Here is a 16861-nt window from a genome sequence, read left to right as displayed (position 1 = left end):
ACCCTGCTGCATGCCTGCCGCATCATCCACATGACAAAAAACACGAAAATATACTAAGTAAAAATACGTGGTGTAGCAAAAAAGTCATTTTTATTAATCATCGTTAACAAAACATTCGACTACAACGTAATAAATCACACGAAAACTCGCTAGTTTTCGCGCCTGCTTCTTTATCAGCTACCAGGTTTTACATTTTTTCTCCGCAAAAATTAATGCATACAAACGCGTATGTATTTAAAATGTCTGCACTGCATCATGAACTGGGCAGCCATGCACTGGCTCAGCGCAGCTTTCATAAAATCAAGAACTGGAATGTCTATGCACATCAAGCAAGCCACACCCGCACTCAAGGCTGTTGCCGCTTTGCTCCTGACTGCAGCCCTGAGTAGCTGCGGTCAGTCGCAAAATGCCGCCATGCCTGCAGCCGGCCCGGCCAGCGTCGGCGTGATTACGCTGCAGCCGCAGGATACCGTTATCACCCGCGAACTGCCGGCACGCATTTCAGCGTTTACCGTTGCCGAAATCCGCCCCCAGGTTGGCGGCATCATCCAGAAGCGCCTGTTTGCTGAAGGCAGCAACGTCAAGGCAGGCCAGGTTTTGTACCAGATCAACCCCGATACCTATCAGGCCGCATACCAGACCGCTCAGGCCAGCCTGGCCAAGGCCGAGGCGACTCTGACATCGGCCGAGCTCAAGGCCAAGCGCTATGCGCAACTGGTGGAAATCAAGGCAATCAGCAGCCAGGACAATGACGATGCACATGCCGCCTTGCTGCAGGCGCGTGCCGATGTGGCTACTGCCAAGGCCTCGCTGGAAACTGCTCGCATCAACCTGGCTTATACCCGCATTACCGCTCCGGTCAGCGGTCGTATCGGCAAATCCAGCGTGACTGCCGGTGCACTGGTAACTGCCAATCAGACCACGGCGCTGGCTACCGTTCAGCAACTGTCCACCGCCTATGTCGACATGACCCAGTCCAGTACCGAGTTGCTGCGCCTGCGTCGTGATTTTGCCAAGGGCGCTTTGCAGAACCAGGCCGGCAAGGCCAAGGTGAAGCTGATCCTGGAAGACGGCAGCGAATATGCGCACAGCGGTGAACTGGAGTTCTCCGACATCACCGTGGATTCCGGCACTGGCATGGTGACCTTGCGCGCTACCTTTGATAACCCGAATGGAGAACTGCTGCCGGGTATGTTTGTACGTGCCCGCCTGGAGCAGGGCGTGCGGCATAACGCCTTGCTGGTTCCGCAACCGGCTGTCAGCCGCAACCAGAAAGGCGAGGCCGTGGTCATGGTGGTGGGGCAGGATAACAAGGCGCATGCCCGCATCATCAAGACCAGTCAGACCATCGGCGACAAATGGCTGGTGGATGGCGGCCTGCAAGGTGGTGAGCGCATCGTGGTGGAAGGCTTGATGAAGGTGCAGGATGGCGCCGCTGTCAAAGCCGAGCCGCTGAAAACCAATGCCTCTGCCGCCAAGTAAATCAGGGAAAGATTCATGTCCAAATTTTTTATCGACCGGCCAATCTTTGCCTGGGTGATTGCCATCGTGATCATGCTGGCGGGTTTGTTGTCGATCCGCAGCCTGCCGATATCGCAATATCCGGCCATTGCACCGCCGCAGATCGCCATCAATGCCACCTATCCGGGTGCATCGGCCAAAACCGTTGAAGACAGTGTCACTCAGGTGATCGAGCAAAAAATGCAGGGTATCGACCACCTGCGTTACATGAACTCCACCAGTGATGACACCGGTGCTGTCACCATCACCATGACCTTTGATGCCGGTACCAACCCGGATACCGCGCAGGTACAGGTGCAGAACAAGCTGCAATCAGCCATGGCCACCTTGCCCACCGTGGTACAACAGCAGGGTATTACTGTCACCAAATCGGCACGTAACTTCCTGATGGTGGTGGGTTTTGTGTCCGAAGACGGCAGCATGACCGGCACCGACCTGGGCGATTACGTTGCCAGTAACCTGCAGGACTCCCTCAGCCGGGTAAATGGTGTGGGTGAAGTGTCGCTGTTCGGTTCGCAATACGCGATGCGTATCTGGCTGGACCCGAACAAGCTCAACAGCTACCAGTTGACCACGGCCGATGTCACCAGTGCCATTACCGCACAGAATGCCCAGGTTTCTGCTGGTCAACTGGGTGGTCTGCCTGCCAAGCCGGGTCAGCAACTCAATGCAACCATCGTCGCGCAAACCCGTTTGTCCAGCGCCGAGCAGTTTGGCAAGATCCTGCTGAAGGTGAATGCCGATGGCTCGCGGGTGCTGCTGAAAAACGTGGCCCGTATCGAACTGGGTGCCGAAACCTATCGCACCAAGGCCTTGTTCAACGGCAAGCCGGCAACCGGTGTGGCCATCAAGCTGGCCAGTGGTGCCAATGCGCTGGATACCGCCCAGGCAGTGCGCAACAAGGTTGCCGAACTGTCGGCCTATTTCCCCAAGGGCGTGAAGGCGGTTTACCCATACGACACCACCCCCTTCGTGAAGATTTCCATCGAAGAAGTGGTCAAGACGCTGGTGGAAGCCATTGGCCTGGTGTTTGTGGTGATGTATGTATTCCTGCAAAACTTCCGCGCCACGCTGATTCCGACCATCGCCGTACCGGTAGTGCTGCTGGGTACTTTTGGCGTGATGGCGGCCACCGGCTTTTCCATCAACACGCTGACCATGTTCGGCCTGGTGCTGGCCATCGGCCTGCTGGTGGACGATGCCATCGTGGTGGTGGAAAACGTGGAACGGGTGATGAGCGAGGAGGGCTTGCCGCCGCGTGAAGCCACGCGCAAATCCATGGGCCAGATTACCGGGGCGCTGATCGGCATTGCGCTGGTGCTGGCTGCGGTATTCGTGCCGATGGCCTTCTTTGGCGGCTCTACCGGTGTGATTTATCGCCAGTTCTCCATCACCGTGGTGTCCTCTATGGCACTGTCGGTCCTGGTGGCGCTGGTGCTGACCCCGGCCTTGTGCGCCACCTTGCTCAAGCCGGTTGAAAAAGGCCATGGCGTCGGCCATGAATACACCGGCGTGTTTGGCTGGTTCAACCGCACCTTCGACCGTAACAACGAGCGCTACCAGAGCATCGTGTCGCGCATGCTGAACAAGACTTTCCGCTACATGGTGATCTACACCGGCATCATCATTGCCATGACGGTGCTATTCATGCGGCTGCCCACCTCCTTCCTGCCGGAAGAAGACCAGGGCATCCTGTTTACCCAGGTGCAATTGCCGCCGGGTGCCACCCGGGAACGTACCGATGCGGCATTGCTGCAAGTGCAAAAGCACTTCCTGAATGACCCGGCTGTCAGCTCGCTGTTTACCGTATCGGGCTTCAGTTTTGCCGGTAGCGGCCAGAACATGGGCCTGGGTTTTGTCCAGCTCAAACCGTGGGATGAGCGCAATCGCCCCGACCTGAGCGTTAAGGCTGTGGCTGGCCGCGCCATGGGTGCATTCAGCCAGATTCGCGACGCGATGATCTTCGCCTTTGCGCCTCCGGCCGTGATGGAGCTGGGTAATGCCTCCGGCTTCGACCTGCAATTGCAAGACCGTGCCGGTCTTGGGCATGACAAGCTGATGGCGGCGCGTAACCAGTTGCTGGGCATGGCAGCGAAAAATCCCAAGCTGATGGCAGTGCGCCCCAACGGCCTGAGTGACAACCCGCAATACCTGCTGGATGTGGACCACGAAAAAGCCAATGCGCTGGGTGTTTCCGTCTCCGACATTAATACCACGCTGAGTACCGCCATTGGTTCCAGCTACGTCAACGACTTCATTGATCGTGGTCGCATCAAGAAGGTATATCTGCAAGGTGATGCGCCATACCGCATGTCGCCGGAAGACCTGACCAACTGGTATGTACGTAACAGCAGCGGTGCCATGGTGCCTTTCTCGGCCTTTGCCAGTTCGCACTGGGGCTTCGGTTCGCCGCGGCTGGAGCGCTATAACGGCCAGTCGTCGGTGGAAATCCAGGGCTCCCCGGCTGCTGGCGTGAGTACCGGTACCGCCATGGCGGAAATGGAAAACATGATCAAGCAGCTGCCTGCCGGCATCGGTTTTGAATGGACCGGCCTGTCGTACGAAGAGCGCCTGTCCGGCTCGCAGGCACCTGCGCTGTACGCCATTTCGCTGCTGATCGTGTTCCTGTGCCTGGCTGCCCTGTATGAAAGCTGGTCGATTCCGTTCTCGGTGATGATGGTGGTGCCGCTGGGTGTGATTGGTGCCTTGCTGGCAGCCAGCTTGCGCGGCCTTACCAATGACGTGTATTTCCAGGTGGGTTTGCTTACCACCATTGGTCTGGCGGCGAAAAACGCCATCCTGATCGTGGAGTTTGCCAAAGAGCAGCAAGAACACGGCAAGGAGTTGATTGCCGCCACCATGGAAGCAGTCCGCATGCGTCTGCGCCCCATCCTGATGACCTCGCTGGCCTTCATTCTGGGTATCTTGCCGTTGGTGATCAGCCATGGCGCGGGTTCCGGCAGTCAGAACGCCATTGGTACCGGCGTGATGGGCGGCATGATCTCCGCCACCGTACTGGCGATTTTCCTGGTTCCGGTATTTTTCGTGGTCGTCCGCCGTCGCTTCCCGCCCAAGAAACTGGCGGATGACATGCACGGCATCAGCAAGGAGGGCCTGTAATGTCCCGCTTCATCAAGGTTTTCAGCCTGGGCATGCTGGCTAGTGCGCTGGCAGGCTGCTCGCTGATTCCGGTTTATCAGCAGCCGGCCAATGTATTGCCTGCCCAGTGGCCCACCGGACCGGCGTATCAGGGTGTTCCGGCTGACAAGGCCGGCAGTACCGATGCCGCACAACTGGCATGGCAGCAATTCTTTACCGACCCTGCCATGCAGCGGCTGATACGCCTGGCGCTGGAAAACAACCGCGACCTGCGGGTGGCTGCCCTGAATATCGAAACGGCGCGCGCAAGTTACCAGATCCAGAAAGCCAATCTGTTTCCGGCCGTCAGTGCCAGTGGCAGTGGTACCAATCAGCGGATTTCCGCCAATAGCAGCAGCACTGGCAGCGCGTATATCAGCCACAGCTACAGTGCCGGAATCGGTTTCAGTTCTTACGAACTGGATGTGTTTGGCCGCTTGTCCAGCCTGAAGCAGCAAGCACTGGAAAATTTCTTCTCACTGGAAGAAACCCGGCGCAGTACGCAGATTTCGCTGGTTGCCGAAGTGGCCAATGCCTACCTGACCTTGCTGGCGGATCGCCAGCATCTGAAAGTGGCTGAAAACACACTGCAGTCACAGCTATCTTCGCTTGAGCTGACCCGCCGCAAGCTGGAGCTGGGTGCCGCTACCGATCTGGACCTCAGCAGTGCCGAAACCACGGTGCAATCCGCCCAGTCGGCCCAGGCAAGTTATCAGAGCCAGGTAGCGCAGGACGAAAACGCGCTGACGCTGCTACTTGGCACGGCGCTGCCGGAAGATCTGCGCAGCAGTAATGCCCAGCTGCTGCCGGGTCAACTGGCAGACCTGCCTGCCGGACTGCCATCGTCGCTATTGCAGCGTCGCCCGGATATTCTGGCGGCCGAGCACGACCTGAAAGCCGCGGATGCCAATATCGGCGCAGCGCGGGCCAAGTTCTTCCCCAGCATCAGCCTGACGGCAAGTGCCGGAGCCAGCTCCAGCAATTTGTCCGATCTGTTCAAGGCGGGTAGTGGGGCCTGGTCGTTCAGCCCGTCCATCAACCTGCCCATTTTCAATGCCGGCAGTCTGAGCGCCAATCTTGAATCGGCAAAAGTGGCACGGGAAATCGCGGTCGCCAAGTACGACAAGGCTGTGCAGACTGCATTCCGTGAAGTGTCCGACGCGCTGGCAATCCGTGGCACGGTGGGCACCCAGCTGAAGGCACAGCAGGCACTGGTGCAGTCCAGCCAGCGCAGCTTGCAATTGTCCGAGGCGCGCTTCAAGGCGGGTATCGACAGCTATCTGACCTTGCTGGTGGCACAGCGCACGCTCTACACCGCGCAGCAGGACCTGATCAGCACGCAACTGTCGCAAGCTTCCAATCTGGTGACGCTGTACAAGGTGCTGGGTGGCGGCTGGCAGCCAGTGGAGCAGGGCAGCAAAGGCGGGTAGAATTCCGGCCTTTCTGCTGGCAGGGGAGTGCCTGGTGGTGCTCCCCGACAATACAGAATGACCGGGCAATGTACCCGGTCATCTTTTCCGGATTGATGACGCAATGGCACGCAAGACTAAAGAAGAAGCTGACAAGACAAGGCATCTGTTGCTGGATGCAGCAGAACATCTGTTCTGGGAACAGGGTGTCAGCAAAACCACGCTGGCCAGCATTGCCGAGTACGCAGGCCTGACACGTGGTGCCATCTACTGGCATTTCGACAACAAGGCCGACTTGTTCAACGCCATGTGTGATCGCGCATTTCCACCATTTGCCGAGATGATGGATGTTTTGCTGCAGGCCGGACATTGCCCGGAGCTCAACCCGGCACAGCGCTTGTGGCTGCACAGCTGCGGGGTGCTGCGGCTGGTAACTACCACGCCACGTATTGCACGGGTTATCGGCATTATCAACCTGCGCTGTGAATACGTGGGTGAAATGCAAAATTCGCATTTGATGGACCGCAACTGGCTGATGGAAAAAATAGGCAATCTGCATACCATCCTCAGCCAGGCTGCCGAGGCCGGGCTGGTGCGCCCGGGAATAGACCTGCGCTGCGCTGCGGGCTGCCTGCATTCCACCATTTGCGGCCTGATCGACAGCTGGTTGCTCAATCAGGTGGTCGACCTGGTGCAGGATGCCGACAAACTGCTGACTCCGTTTTTTGCCGGAGTGTTTCAGAATGAGTGCTGGCTGCGCAAGTCTCCTGCGCACAACTGATTGTTCACAACAGACTGTCCATGCATGCCAATTCTGACTACACTGTCATGCGCGGCTGTGGCCTGTAGTTCAGGCTGACTGGCCCGCATGGCTAACTGTTGATGTCAGCGAGTAAACAATGTTTAAAAAGATATTCGGCGGCCTGCTCAATCGGGGAGAGCAGGTCACACCGGAAGCCCCCCCTGTAGCCCAGCCGCCGGCCCCGGCGGAAGAAGCTACCGGCCACAGTGCACCGCTCAATCTGCCACAGACCCTGGGCTTTGTTTCGCACCAGCCCATCCAGGACAAGTCCCAGCGCATTGTCGCCTATGAGTTTTCCGTCAAGGACGGGCTGAGTGGCAGCCGCACTCCCGCAGGCCGGCGCACGTTTGACCGCCTGTTGTTCAGCACGCTGAAGAACATGAACATTTTCCGCCTGCTGACTTTTCGCCGCGCCTTCATTCATGTCTCGCTCGCCTCACTGGATGATTTGCCGTCGCTGGAACTGCCATCCGATAGCACCATTTACATGCTCGATTTACTGGAAGGCGAGCAACTCACCGAAGACCTGATTACCCAGCTTGATGGCTTGCGTGGAGCAGGGCTGCGCTTTGCCGTTGAACCGGCACGTTATGGCAGCAGCCCCACCGCATTGGCGCTGTACCAGCGACTGGATTACCTGGTGCTGGATTTTGCCGCGCCAAATACGCGTGCCTTGTTTCCCTTACTGGAACAACTGCCGCAGCGCTACCCGCAACTGCGCTGGCTGGCACGCAACATCAACACCGCCGAAGAGCTGGCCTTGTGCCGCCATGCCAAGAATAATGACCGCTTTGCCTTGTTTCATGGCTCCTATCTGTCAGTTGCACAGCAGAAGGTAAGCCAGAAAGAGGGTGCAAATCAGGGCAGAGTGCTGGAAATCATGCGCCTGCTCCGTGCCAATGCACCTACCGCAGAAGTGGAAGCACAGTTCAAGCTGGATTCGGTACTGTTGTTCAAACTACTGCGCTTTGTCAATTCGCCGGTCAACGGCCTGTCTCGAAAGATCCAGACCATTGAAGACGGGTTGATGCTGCTGGGACGCAATGCCTTGTTCAAATGGCTGTCCCTGCTACTGTTCACCTCGGAAAGTGATAGCGGTGCAACCCTGTCCTTGCTGGAAAAGTCGCTGATTCGAGCCCATTTCATGGAAGAACTCGGCATCGTCCGCGGCAACAAGCTGGAAGCCGAACACCTGTTTCTGACCGGCATGTTCTCCTTGTTAGGCGACCTGCTTAACATGCCTTTGAGCGAAGCGCTGGAGCCGCTGGATCTGCCATTCATGATTTCTGATGCCCTGTTGCACGACAAGGGCCTGTTTGCAGCGCCATTGCAGCTGGCGAAAGCCTGTGAACAGGATGACAGCGACAGCATCACCCGGCTGGCTGCCAGCATGGAAGTCGACATTGGTCAGGTGAATAGTGTCTACATGGAAGCCGTGGTCTGGGCACAAGAAGTACTGAGCGAAAGCGAAGTGCAAAGTAATGTCGATAGCGTCTGACCCGTCAGCTGCAGTAGTGAAAAGGCCCCCGGGGCCTTTTTTGATATGCAAAGCCAAGCAGCTGAAGTGCGGGCTGAGAAACGTTGACTGTTTGCTGTCATGCATGGAGTTGCATGGTCGGGATTTATATAATTTGACATAATATATATTATGCGAACATATGTATTCATATCCAGAGGATTACTTATGGAAGCAAATGACTTCTCAGTTATCGTTCGCATCAGTACCATGTACTTCCCCATCCACCTGACGGAAAGATACGAATCATGCAATATCGCAAGCTGGGCGACACTGATGTTTCGGTGAGTGTGATTGCCCTGGGTACCATGACCTGGGGCGAACAGAATACGGAAGCTGAAGCCCATAGCCAGATTGACCTGGCGCTGGAGCATGGTGTGAACCTGCTGGATGCGGCTGAAATGTATCCGGTGCCGCCTCGTCCTGAAACACAAGGTCTGACAGAGTCCTACATCGGCAGCTGGCTGAAGAAAACCGGTCAGCGTGATCGTATCGTATTGGCCAGCAAGGCGGCGGGTCCTGCGACCGATCCCAAGCGACCCAGCCATTTTCGCGATGGCAACCCCCACTTTGATCGCAAGAATTTGACTCAGGCGCTGAACGACAGCCTGCGTCGTCTTCAGACCGATTATCTCGATTTGTACCAGTTGCATTGGCCGGATCGTAACGCCAATACCTTTGGTACTCTGGGTTTTCCCTGGCAGGATGATCCGGCAGGCAGTACGCCGATTGAAGAAACGCTGTCTGTCCTGCAGGAGTTCATTCGCGATGGAAAAATCCGCGCCATCGGTCTGTCCAATGAAACACCATGGGGCGTGGCGCAGTTTCTGAAAGCATCCGAAAACCTTGGCCTGCCGCGTGTGGTGAGTATACAGAACCCGTACAGCCTGCTGAACCGGCTGTATGAAATTGGCTTATCAGAGTTCAGTCGACGGGAAAATGTCGGTTTGCTGGCCTATTCGCCGTTGGCCTTTGGTGTGCTGACGGGCAAATACCTGAATGGCGCACGTCCGGCAGGTGGACGTCTGACCTTGTTCGATCGCTTTACCCGTTACAGCAGCCCGACCGCTGCCGAGGCAAGCAAGGCCTATGTTGAGCTGGCGCAGCAGCATGGAATCAGCCCGGCACAACTGGCACTTGCCTTTGTCAACAGTCGTCCGTTTGTCACCAGTAATATCATTGGTGCGACCACGCTGGCGCAGTTGCAGGAAAATCTGGATAGCATCCATGTCACGCTGAGTGATGAAATCCTGCAGCAGCTGGAAGCCATTCATGCGCGGATTCCCAACCCCTGCCCTTGATCTGGCCACTCATGCATGAAAAAAGCCCTGCATTGCAGGGCTTTTTATTGAAATGCTCAAGCAAGACGCTCAGGCGATTTCTTTTTCACGCTGATACATAGCATAGCTGAAAATCGGCCAGCCGGAAGCCAGAGCCTGTTCCAGGGTCAGTTGCTGCGGCTGCCAGTGTTCCGGCTGCTCGTCGTCAAATTCACCGAAAACATCATACAGCGTAGCCGACAGTACATCGTCCAGCTCATCAGCCGACTTCATCTCAACAATAATGAAGTCATACATTTTTTCCCATTCGCTGGAATTGCGCATCGGAACCTTGAAGAACACCATACTGATACTCCTGTTTGTCATGCTGACCGCAAGAAGGCTGCGGTCATGCTTGCTGATTTAACGGCGCTATCTTAACCATTTGGCGCAAATAGTTCACCTCCAAATGCGCGCATTCATTCATCACTTCCCTCTTCTGCCGCATCACTCAGCAGGTGTCCGGGGAGTTGCTTGTTATGCTTGATCCCCATCTTGCGCAGCCGTTCGGCACTGGACAGCAGATTGCCTCGCCCGGACGACAGCTGACGCATGGCATCGCCAAATACCTCACGGGTGTTGTCCAGTTGCTTGCCCAGTTTATCCATATTGCCGACAAAGCCGGCGAATTTGTCGTACATGGCGCCACTTTGGCGGGCAATTTCCTGAGCGTTCTGGTTCTGGTACTCATAGCGCCAGATGCTGGCCACGGTGCGCAGCGTTGCCAGCAAGGTGCTGGGACCGACAATCATGATGCGGCGTTCAAAAGCCTCATTGAACAAGCTCATGTCATGCTGCACGGCCAGCAGGTACGCGGGCTCCACCGGAATGAACATGAAGACAAAATCGACAGTGTTGAGCCGGTACAGGTCTTGATAACGCTTTTCCGACAGGCTGCGGATATGCTGGCGAATGGCCGCCACGTGTGCTTTCAGGGCCTGTTCGCGCGCATCTTCATCACTGGCTGCCACATAGCGTACATAGGCGTTGAGGCTGACTTTGGAATCGACAACCAGTTGCTTGCCTTCCGGCAGGTCGATGACCACATCCGGCTGGTAGCGTTTGAGGCCGTCTTCTGTTTCCAGAACATCAGATACCTGAACCCGGTATTCGCGATCCCGGCTCAGGCCCGACGTTTCCAGCACCTTCTCCAGCACCATTTCCCCCCAGTTGCCCTGGGCCTTGTTATTGCTGCCGGTCAGTGCCTGGGTCAGTGCGATGGCGTCCTGATTCAGGCGGGTATTCATTTCTTGCAGGCGGCGCAATTCCTGCTCCAGGCTCAGGCGTTCCTTGGAGTCCTTGTCGTAGGTGTCCTGCACCAGTTTGCCAAAACCCTGGATGCGTTCGTGCAACGGGCCCAGCATGGCCCCAAGGCTTTGCTGATTCTGTTCGGCAAAGCGTTTGGACTTTTCTTCCAGGATGTCATTGGCCAGCGCCTTGAACTGATTGCTCAGTGTTTCTTTGGCCTCGGTCAGCAAGGCCAGTTTTTCCGCCGCTTGCTGCCTTTCCATTTGCAGCATGGTTTGCAGTTCCTGCTCCCGGTTGCTCAACCGGACCAGCTCCTGCGCCTGCTGTTGAAGTTGCTGGCCTTGCCGCTGCCAGTCACTGCGGGTTTGCTCCAGCTGACGGGCCTGCTCCTGCTTGCTGGCCCAATGCGCGGCTGTTTGTTGCTGTGCTTCAGCCAACTGCGTCCGCAAGTCGTTCAGCTCCCGGGATTGGGCATCAGATTGCCGGCCTAACTGCTGCAATGATTCCTGCAGGGATTCCAGCCTGGCTTGCATGCCTGCCTCTTGCTGCAACCATTGCTGACGCTCGGTCGCGCTGCGCTGCTGCACCCGGAAACAGGCCAGCAAGCTGGCTGCCGAGCCTAGCAACAACAGGCCCATTATCAGTTCTGTCATGATTTTCTTTGCTGCAGGATGACAATCAGCCCAGCATAGCGAACAAGATTGATTTTGTACATATTCATGTCATGGCTCTGCGATCGATATGGCAGCTTCCTGGAAAATTCTCCGGGCATGTCTCGTTTATTCCGATTTTGTGCTGTTGGACGGCTTGGCAGCCTTACCCTGCCCCTTTGCTGGCTAAACTCGTGCTTTCGAAAACTCGCCATTCTCATACGCCATGTTCGATAGCACGCTTTTTCTTGAGCACCTGCGCCAGCGCAATCCCCATCAGCCGGAATACCTGCAAGCTGTCCACGAAGTATTTGACAGTTTGCAACCCTTCTTGCGCCAGCATCCACACTACACCGATCAGGCTTTGCTGGAACGTCTGACGGAGCCTGAACGAATCATCATGTTCCGCGTGTGCTGGACGGATGATCAAGGCAGGGTTCAGGTCAATCGCGGATACCGGGTGCAACACAGCATGGCGATTGGCCCATACAAGGGCGGGATACGTTTTCATCCATCGGTCAATCTGTCTGTTCTCAAGTTTCTGGCCTTTGAACAAACACTGAAAAATGCGCTGACCACCCTGCCCATGGGCGGTGCCAAAGGCGGGTCGGACTTCGACCCCAAAGGCAAGAGCCAGGGCGAAGTGATGCGCTTTTGCCAGGCCTTTGCCTGCGAGCTTTACCGTCATATTGGTGCCGACACCGATGTTCCGGCGGGTGATATCGGCGTTGGCGGGCGAGAGGTCGCTTATATGGCCGGCATGGTGAAAAAGCTGGGCAACCGCGCTGACTGTGTATTTACTGGTAAAGGCCTGAGTTTTGGCGGCTCGCTGATGCGGCCGGAAGCCACCGGATTCGGCACCGTGTATTTTGCGCAGGAAATGCTGAAGACACGCGGCTTGTCACTGGAAGGCATGCGGGTGAGTGTTTCGGGCTCTGGCAACGTGGCGCAATATGCCATTGCCAAGGCCATGGAGCTGGGTGCCAAGGTAGTGTCCGCTTCTGATTCCAGTGGCACCGTGCTGGATGAGCAGGGCTTCACCCCGGCAAAGTTGACCGAGCTGATGGATGTAAAGAACCGTCACTACGGTCGTATCAGCGACTATGCAGCGCGGCTCGGCCTGCCCTTCTTGCTGGGCAAACGGCCCTGGCAAATACCAGTGGATGTTACGCTCCCCTGCGCCACGCAGAACGAACTGGATGAAGAAGATGCACGTTGCCTGATTGAAAACGGGGTGTGCTGCGTAGCTGAAGGTGCCAATATGCCGTCCACCTGGCAAGCCGTTCAGCGCTTCGAGCAGGCTGGCATCCTGTATGCGCCCGGCAAGGCCAGCAATGCCGGTGGTGTGGCAACTTCCGGGCTGGAAATGAGCCAGAATGCGGCGCGACTGAGCTGGACACATGGCGAGGTGGATGCGCGTCTGCATGCCATCATGCAAGGTATTCATCAGGCCTGTGTCAACCACGGGCGTGGAGAGGATGGCCGTGTCAGCTATGTCCGCGGCGCGAATATTGCCGGGTTCGCCAAAGTGGCGGATGCCATGCTGGCGCAAGGGCTGATCTGATATAGCCCTGGTTTGCTGGCTGACAAAAACCGGATTCCGGCGCGATAATCCGGTTTTCCCTCAGGCAGGCACCTTGATGCGCCCTTTCTTGATATTCATGCTGCTGACCAGTCCTGCCTGGGCGGATTCCCCTCCTCTGCCCGCCCATTTGCAGCTGGCCCGGCAACTGCTTGCAGAGGTCAGCCCCGAGCACAACAGCTATCAGCATCATGGCTGGGTACGTTGGCAAGGCGATGCGGGCTTGCTGGGCCGCGCCGAATACAGCACGGTACAAACGGATTGCAGTGGTTTGCTTGATGCCATTTTCCAGCGTACCGACAGTCTGGTGCTGGATGGGGTACGCAGGACTTACTGGAAGGAGTACCCCAAGGCCGAGAATTACTACGCAGCAATTGCCTCCGGTCAGGGCTTTGTCCGGCGCGAGCACATGCAGGATGTTGAAGCAGGCGATGTTTTTGCAGCGCGTTATCTGCATGCCAAGGACACCGGCCATGTGATGATCGTCAACAGCAAGCCGCAAGTGCTCAATCCTCCACAACCACCTTTGCAGCCGGGAACCACACAGTGGCTGGTGGAGGTCATCGATTCGGCTGGTGCGCACTGGAAGGGCGATACGCGCTACCGGGAGGATGGCAGCAAGCAAACCGGTATCGGGCGCGGTTTGGTACGCATTTACACCCGAGAGGACGGCAGTCTGGCTGGCTGGGCCTGGTCTGCCGGCCCGGCCAGTAAGTTTCGTGACGACGACCAGCTGGCCATCGGTCAGCCGCTTTATCCGCAGTAATCGTCACGCACGGACAGCATCACTCCGCTGCCGTCCAGTGTTGCAGATAGATCTGCAATTCCTTGCGGCCTTGCCATTCGTTGGCCACCAGTTGATACACCGCATTGATATTGTCAGGCAGCCAGTCCACCTGATTGAACAGCATGGCGTCGAACTCCTGCCCTTGCTTGGCAATCCGTAATTTAAGATGTTTGTCTCCCACCACGCGCTGGCTCATCACGGCAAAGCGGTCGTGGAAATACGGCACCGGAAAGCCCTGCCCCCACACTTCTGCGGCCAGTTCTTCGGCAAACGGCAGATGCAGCTCACGCGCATCCAGGCTGCCGTCGGTTTCGATGGTGCGGGTGAGCTGGTTTTCGTCCAGCAACTCGCGTGCCACCTGCTCGAATGCCTGCTGGAATTCGGCAAATCGTGCTTCTGCCAGCGTCATGCCGGCTGCCATGGCATGGCCGCCAAACTTGAGGATCAAGCCCGGGTGGCGCTTGAATACCAGATCCAGCGCATCGCGCAGATGGAAACCGGGAATCGAGCGGCCGGAGCCCTTGATCTCGCCTTCATCGCCCGGTGCAAAAACGATGGCCGGACGATGGAAACGTTCTTTCAGGCGCGAGGCAACAATGCCGACAACACCCTGGTGCCAGTCATCCCGGTACAAGGTAAGGGTGTAGCGGTCTGCCGGGTCGATGCTGGACAGTACCGCCAGCGCTTCGTCCTGCATGCCATGCTCGATGACCCTGCGCTCGCGGTTCAGTCGGTCCAGCTCCTGCGCCAGTGTCATTGCCTGGCTTTCCGTGCCGGATAGCAGGCAGGCGATGCCCAGGCTCATGTCATCCAGCCGCCCGGCCGCATTCAGCCGGGGGCCAAGAGTAAATCCCAAATCAAAGGTGTTGGCCTTGTAATGCGCACGTCCGGCAATGCGGAACAGTGCGGCAATGCCAGGCACCATGCGGCCGCTACGCATGCGGCGCAGGCCGTTTTCCACCAGGATGCGATTGTTCTGGTCAAGCCTTACCACGTCAGCCACCGTTCCCAGTGCCACGTAGTCCAGCAATTCGCCCAGATTGGGTTCTGTCTGCCCGGCATAGATGCCGCGCTGGCGTTGCTCGGCGCGCAAGGCCAGCAACACATAAAACATCACTCCTACTCCGGCCAGGTGCTTGGAGGGGAATTCGCAGCCCGGCTGGTTGGGGTTGACGATCAAGGCCTGCGGCAGGGTGTCACCAGGCAGGTGATGGTCGGTAATCAGCACCTCGATGCCCAGCGCACGTGCACGCTCCACCCCTGCCACGCTGGCGATGCCGTTATCGACGGTGACGATGATGTCGGGTTTGCTTTGCGCCGCCAGGTCGACAATTTCCGGCGTCAGGCCGTAACCGTATTCAAAGCGGTTGGGCACGATGAAATCCACCTTGCCGCCCAGCATGGACAAGCCTTTCACCGCCACCGAGCAGGCTGTTGCGCCATCAGCGTCATAGTCGGCCACCACCAGCATGCGCTGCCCGGCGGCAATGGCGTCGGCCAGACGGCTGGCCATGGCGGTGATGTTCTTCATGCTGTGATAAGGCAGCAGGGCCTTGAGGCTGTAGTCCAGCTCATCCGACCCGGCAATGCCGCGGGCGGCATACAGCCTGGCCATCAAGGGACTCAGGCCCTGGGCAACCAGGGTGGCATGATGTTGATCTGGAATATTGCGGGTGACGATGCGTGACATGAAGCTCTCAATACAGGGTGGCGGGCGATTGCGGGCGTTGCCAGAATTTCCACAAATCACGGCGGCAAATGCGCAGCTTGAAGCCGGCAGCCCCATGGCATTGCAGCTGCAATTCGCTGATTTTGCCTTGCTTCAGTGCTTGCAGCAGCGGCTGGAACCAGTCGGTTTCCATGCGCTGCAATTGCTCGCGCCAGCCCCAGGCATCACGGTATTGCGCTGCGGACAGCAAAGCATCCTGCACCACCACAACATGACTATTGGCTTGCAGTGTTGCGCAGCGCGCCATCAGGCCGGAAAAGTCATAGGGCATGGCATCCGTCGGGCAGTCGGCCTGCTGCTGCAAGATGGGGTCATCGCTTAGCAGTAGATCTGCCTGCGGCTGGTCGGCAAGCTGGCTTGCTGCTGCACCATCCCCCCACAGCCAGACGCTGTTGACCGCCAGCTCGCCCTGCATTTCGCGGGCGTCATTCACCGGATGGGTATAAAGCAGCATCTGCATCTCGTTGAGCAAACGGCTCCAGTGCAAACCACGCTCGCCTGCGGGCAGGTGTTCATTCACGTTTTCGCCTACTGCATCCTGCAGTGGGGTGAATTGCGCCTGACTGGGCCCTGGCAATTGCAGCAACCAGCGCCCCGGTTCGATGGCATGGAATGTCAGGCCATCTTCGGTAAAGTGCCGGTTCAGGCTTTGTACCATGGCATCGGCCTCATCCTGCGACAGCCGCATCACCCCGACATCGGCCAGCAAGGCGCGGTCGCGATCAATGCGCACGTGTACCGGGTCTGCCATCAGCCAGTCGTCGCCAGTCAGACCGGCATGCTTTGCCAGTTCGCGCGCCAGTCCATGCAAAGGGAAACCGCCAGCCCGGCCATACAGCTCGGTCAGCGACAAGGCCTGGCCATGCCTGTGGCCACGGCCCAACAGGCAAGACAAAGCGGGCAGCGACAGCCCGCGGCAAACTTCGGCGCCATCATGGACGTCCAGCCAGGCGAGTCCTGGCATCAGCAGGGTGAGCTTCATGAGTCCGTTATTTCAGATCGGCAAAGCAGCTGGCAATCGCCCGGCTGCTAGCAGTGACAAGTAGGCTGACCAGGCAAGGCACTCCGGTTTGCGACTGGAAATGTCTGCAATGCATGGCAAACCCTGTATATTGCAGTGCAACTGCAAGGCAGGCAGCAAAGTGCGGGATTATCGCAAA

The 16861-nt window shown here is 57.5% G+C and carries 12 protein-coding genes; 8 read left to right on the top strand and 4 right to left on the bottom strand.

Features of this window, described 5'->3' with window-relative positions:
- The first annotated feature begins 318 nt into the window (after positions 1 to 318).
- The 6 genes from ACE3SE_RS16260 (at position 319) to ACE3SE_RS16235 (ending at position 9687) form a co-directional block, all read left to right on the top strand.
- Positions 319 to 1482 (top strand): efflux RND transporter periplasmic adaptor subunit, encoded by a 1164-nt coding sequence (locus ACE3SE_RS16260; RefSeq protein WP_045846969.1) that lies wholly within the window; start codon positions 319 to 321, stop codon positions 1480 to 1482.
- 15 nt (positions 1483 to 1497) lie between these two features.
- Positions 1498 to 4641, top strand: a complete 3144-nt coding sequence (locus ACE3SE_RS16255; RefSeq protein WP_131360019.1) for an efflux RND transporter permease subunit — start codon at positions 1498 to 1500, stop codon at positions 4639 to 4641.
- On the top strand, positions 4641 to 6089 hold the full coding sequence (locus tag ACE3SE_RS16250; RefSeq protein WP_374556795.1) for an efflux transporter outer membrane subunit: 1449 nt from the start codon (positions 4641 to 4643) through the stop codon (positions 6087 to 6089). Before ACE3SE_RS16255 ends, ACE3SE_RS16250 begins: the two co-directional genes overlap by 1 nt.
- A 103-nt stretch (positions 6090 to 6192) precedes the next feature.
- Entirely contained in the window at positions 6193 to 6849 is a 657-nt protein-coding gene (locus tag ACE3SE_RS16245; protein ID WP_374556793.1) for a TetR family transcriptional regulator, read from the top strand.
- Between the two features lie 118 nt (positions 6850 to 6967).
- Entirely contained in the window at positions 6968 to 8368 is a 1401-nt protein-coding gene (locus ACE3SE_RS16240) for an EAL and HDOD domain-containing protein (RefSeq protein ID WP_374556791.1), read from the top strand.
- A gap of 266 nt (positions 8369 to 8634) precedes the next feature.
- Positions 8635 to 9687 (top strand): NADP(H)-dependent aldo-keto reductase, encoded by a 1053-nt coding sequence (locus ACE3SE_RS16235; protein ID WP_045846939.1) that lies wholly within the window; start codon positions 8635 to 8637, stop codon positions 9685 to 9687.
- Positions 9688 to 9756: 69 nt separating this feature from the next.
- Here ACE3SE_RS16235 and ACE3SE_RS16230 read toward each other — a convergent pair whose 3' ends face one another.
- Positions 9757 to 10011, bottom strand: a complete 255-nt coding sequence (locus ACE3SE_RS16230) for a hypothetical protein (protein ID WP_045846938.1) — start codon at positions 10009 to 10011, stop codon at positions 9757 to 9759.
- A gap of 113 nt (positions 10012 to 10124) precedes the next feature.
- The gene (gene rmuC / locus ACE3SE_RS16225; protein ID WP_374556788.1) at positions 10125 to 11606 is read right to left on the bottom strand and encodes a DNA recombination protein RmuC; all 1482 of its coding nucleotides are present in this window, start codon (positions 11604 to 11606) and stop codon (positions 10125 to 10127) included.
- 223 nt (positions 11607 to 11829) lie between these two features.
- Between rmuC and gdhA the strand changes: the two genes are divergently transcribed.
- Together gdhA and ACE3SE_RS16215 are read left to right on the top strand one after the other, a co-directional pair.
- On the top strand, positions 11830 to 13167 hold the full coding sequence (gdhA, locus tag ACE3SE_RS16220; RefSeq protein ID WP_374556786.1) for an NADP-specific glutamate dehydrogenase: 1338 nt from the start codon (positions 11830 to 11832) through the stop codon (positions 13165 to 13167).
- Between the two features lie 97 nt (positions 13168 to 13264).
- Complete coding sequence (locus ACE3SE_RS16215) at positions 13265 to 13951, top strand: hypothetical protein (protein ID WP_374556784.1); 687 nt, start codon at positions 13265 to 13267, stop codon at positions 13949 to 13951.
- A gap of 19 nt (positions 13952 to 13970) precedes the next feature.
- Here the strand turns inward: ACE3SE_RS16215 and recJ are convergent, their stop codons facing one another.
- Positions 13971 to 15662 carry a single-stranded-DNA-specific exonuclease RecJ gene (recJ, locus tag ACE3SE_RS16210; protein WP_374556782.1) on the bottom strand — a complete coding sequence of 564 codons (1692 nt, stop codon included), beginning with the start codon at positions 15660 to 15662 and terminating at the stop codon, positions 13971 to 13973.
- Between the two features lie 7 nt (positions 15663 to 15669).
- Positions 15670 to 16683: a hypothetical protein gene (locus tag ACE3SE_RS16205; RefSeq protein ID WP_374556780.1), complete on the bottom strand. Its 1014-nt coding sequence runs from the start codon at positions 16681 to 16683 to the stop codon at positions 15670 to 15672.
- Positions 16684 to 16861 lie beyond the last annotated feature (178 nt).

Origin of the sequence: Aquitalea pelogenes, from assembly GCF_041914625.1 — a bacterium.
Lineage (GTDB): Bacteria > Pseudomonadota > Gammaproteobacteria > Burkholderiales > Chromobacteriaceae > Aquitalea > Aquitalea pelogenes.
The sequence above is the reverse complement of the archived record's forward strand: the minus strand, read 5'-3'. Positions and strand labels throughout refer to the sequence as shown.

Bases quoted from the DNA above. Each gene is read 5' to 3' on its own strand.
- ACE3SE_RS16260 (WP_045846969.1), top strand. From the start codon at position 319: ATGCACATCAAGCAAGCCACACCCGCACTCAAGGCTGTTGCCGCTTTG.
- ACE3SE_RS16205 (WP_374556780.1), bottom strand. From the start codon at position 16,683: ATGAAGCTCACCCTGCTGATGCCAGGACTCGCCTGGCTGGACGTCCAT.
- ACE3SE_RS16215 (WP_374556784.1), top strand. From the start codon at position 13,265: ATGCTGCTGACCAGTCCTGCCTGGGCGGATTCCCCTCCTCTGCCCGCC.
- ACE3SE_RS16245 (WP_374556793.1), top strand. From the start codon at position 6,193: ATGGCACGCAAGACTAAAGAAGAAGCTGACAAGACAAGGCATCTGTTG.
- ACE3SE_RS16250 (WP_374556795.1), top strand. From the start codon at position 4,641: ATGTCCCGCTTCATCAAGGTTTTCAGCCTGGGCATGCTGGCTAGTGCG.
- ACE3SE_RS16240 (WP_374556791.1), top strand. From the start codon at position 6,968: ATGTTTAAAAAGATATTCGGCGGCCTGCTCAATCGGGGAGAGCAGGTC.
- rmuC (WP_374556788.1), bottom strand. From the start codon at position 11,606: ATGACAGAACTGATAATGGGCCTGTTGTTGCTAGGCTCGGCAGCCAGC.
- ACE3SE_RS16230 (WP_045846938.1), bottom strand. From the start codon at position 10,011: ATGGTGTTCTTCAAGGTTCCGATGCGCAATTCCAGCGAATGGGAAAAA.
- ACE3SE_RS16255 (WP_131360019.1), top strand. From the start codon at position 1,498: ATGTCCAAATTTTTTATCGACCGGCCAATCTTTGCCTGGGTGATTGCC.
- gdhA (WP_374556786.1), top strand. From the start codon at position 11,830: ATGTTCGATAGCACGCTTTTTCTTGAGCACCTGCGCCAGCGCAATCCC.
- ACE3SE_RS16235 (WP_045846939.1), top strand. From the start codon at position 8,635: ATGCAATATCGCAAGCTGGGCGACACTGATGTTTCGGTGAGTGTGATT.
- recJ (WP_374556782.1), bottom strand. From the start codon at position 15,662: ATGTCACGCATCGTCACCCGCAATATTCCAGATCAACATCATGCCACC.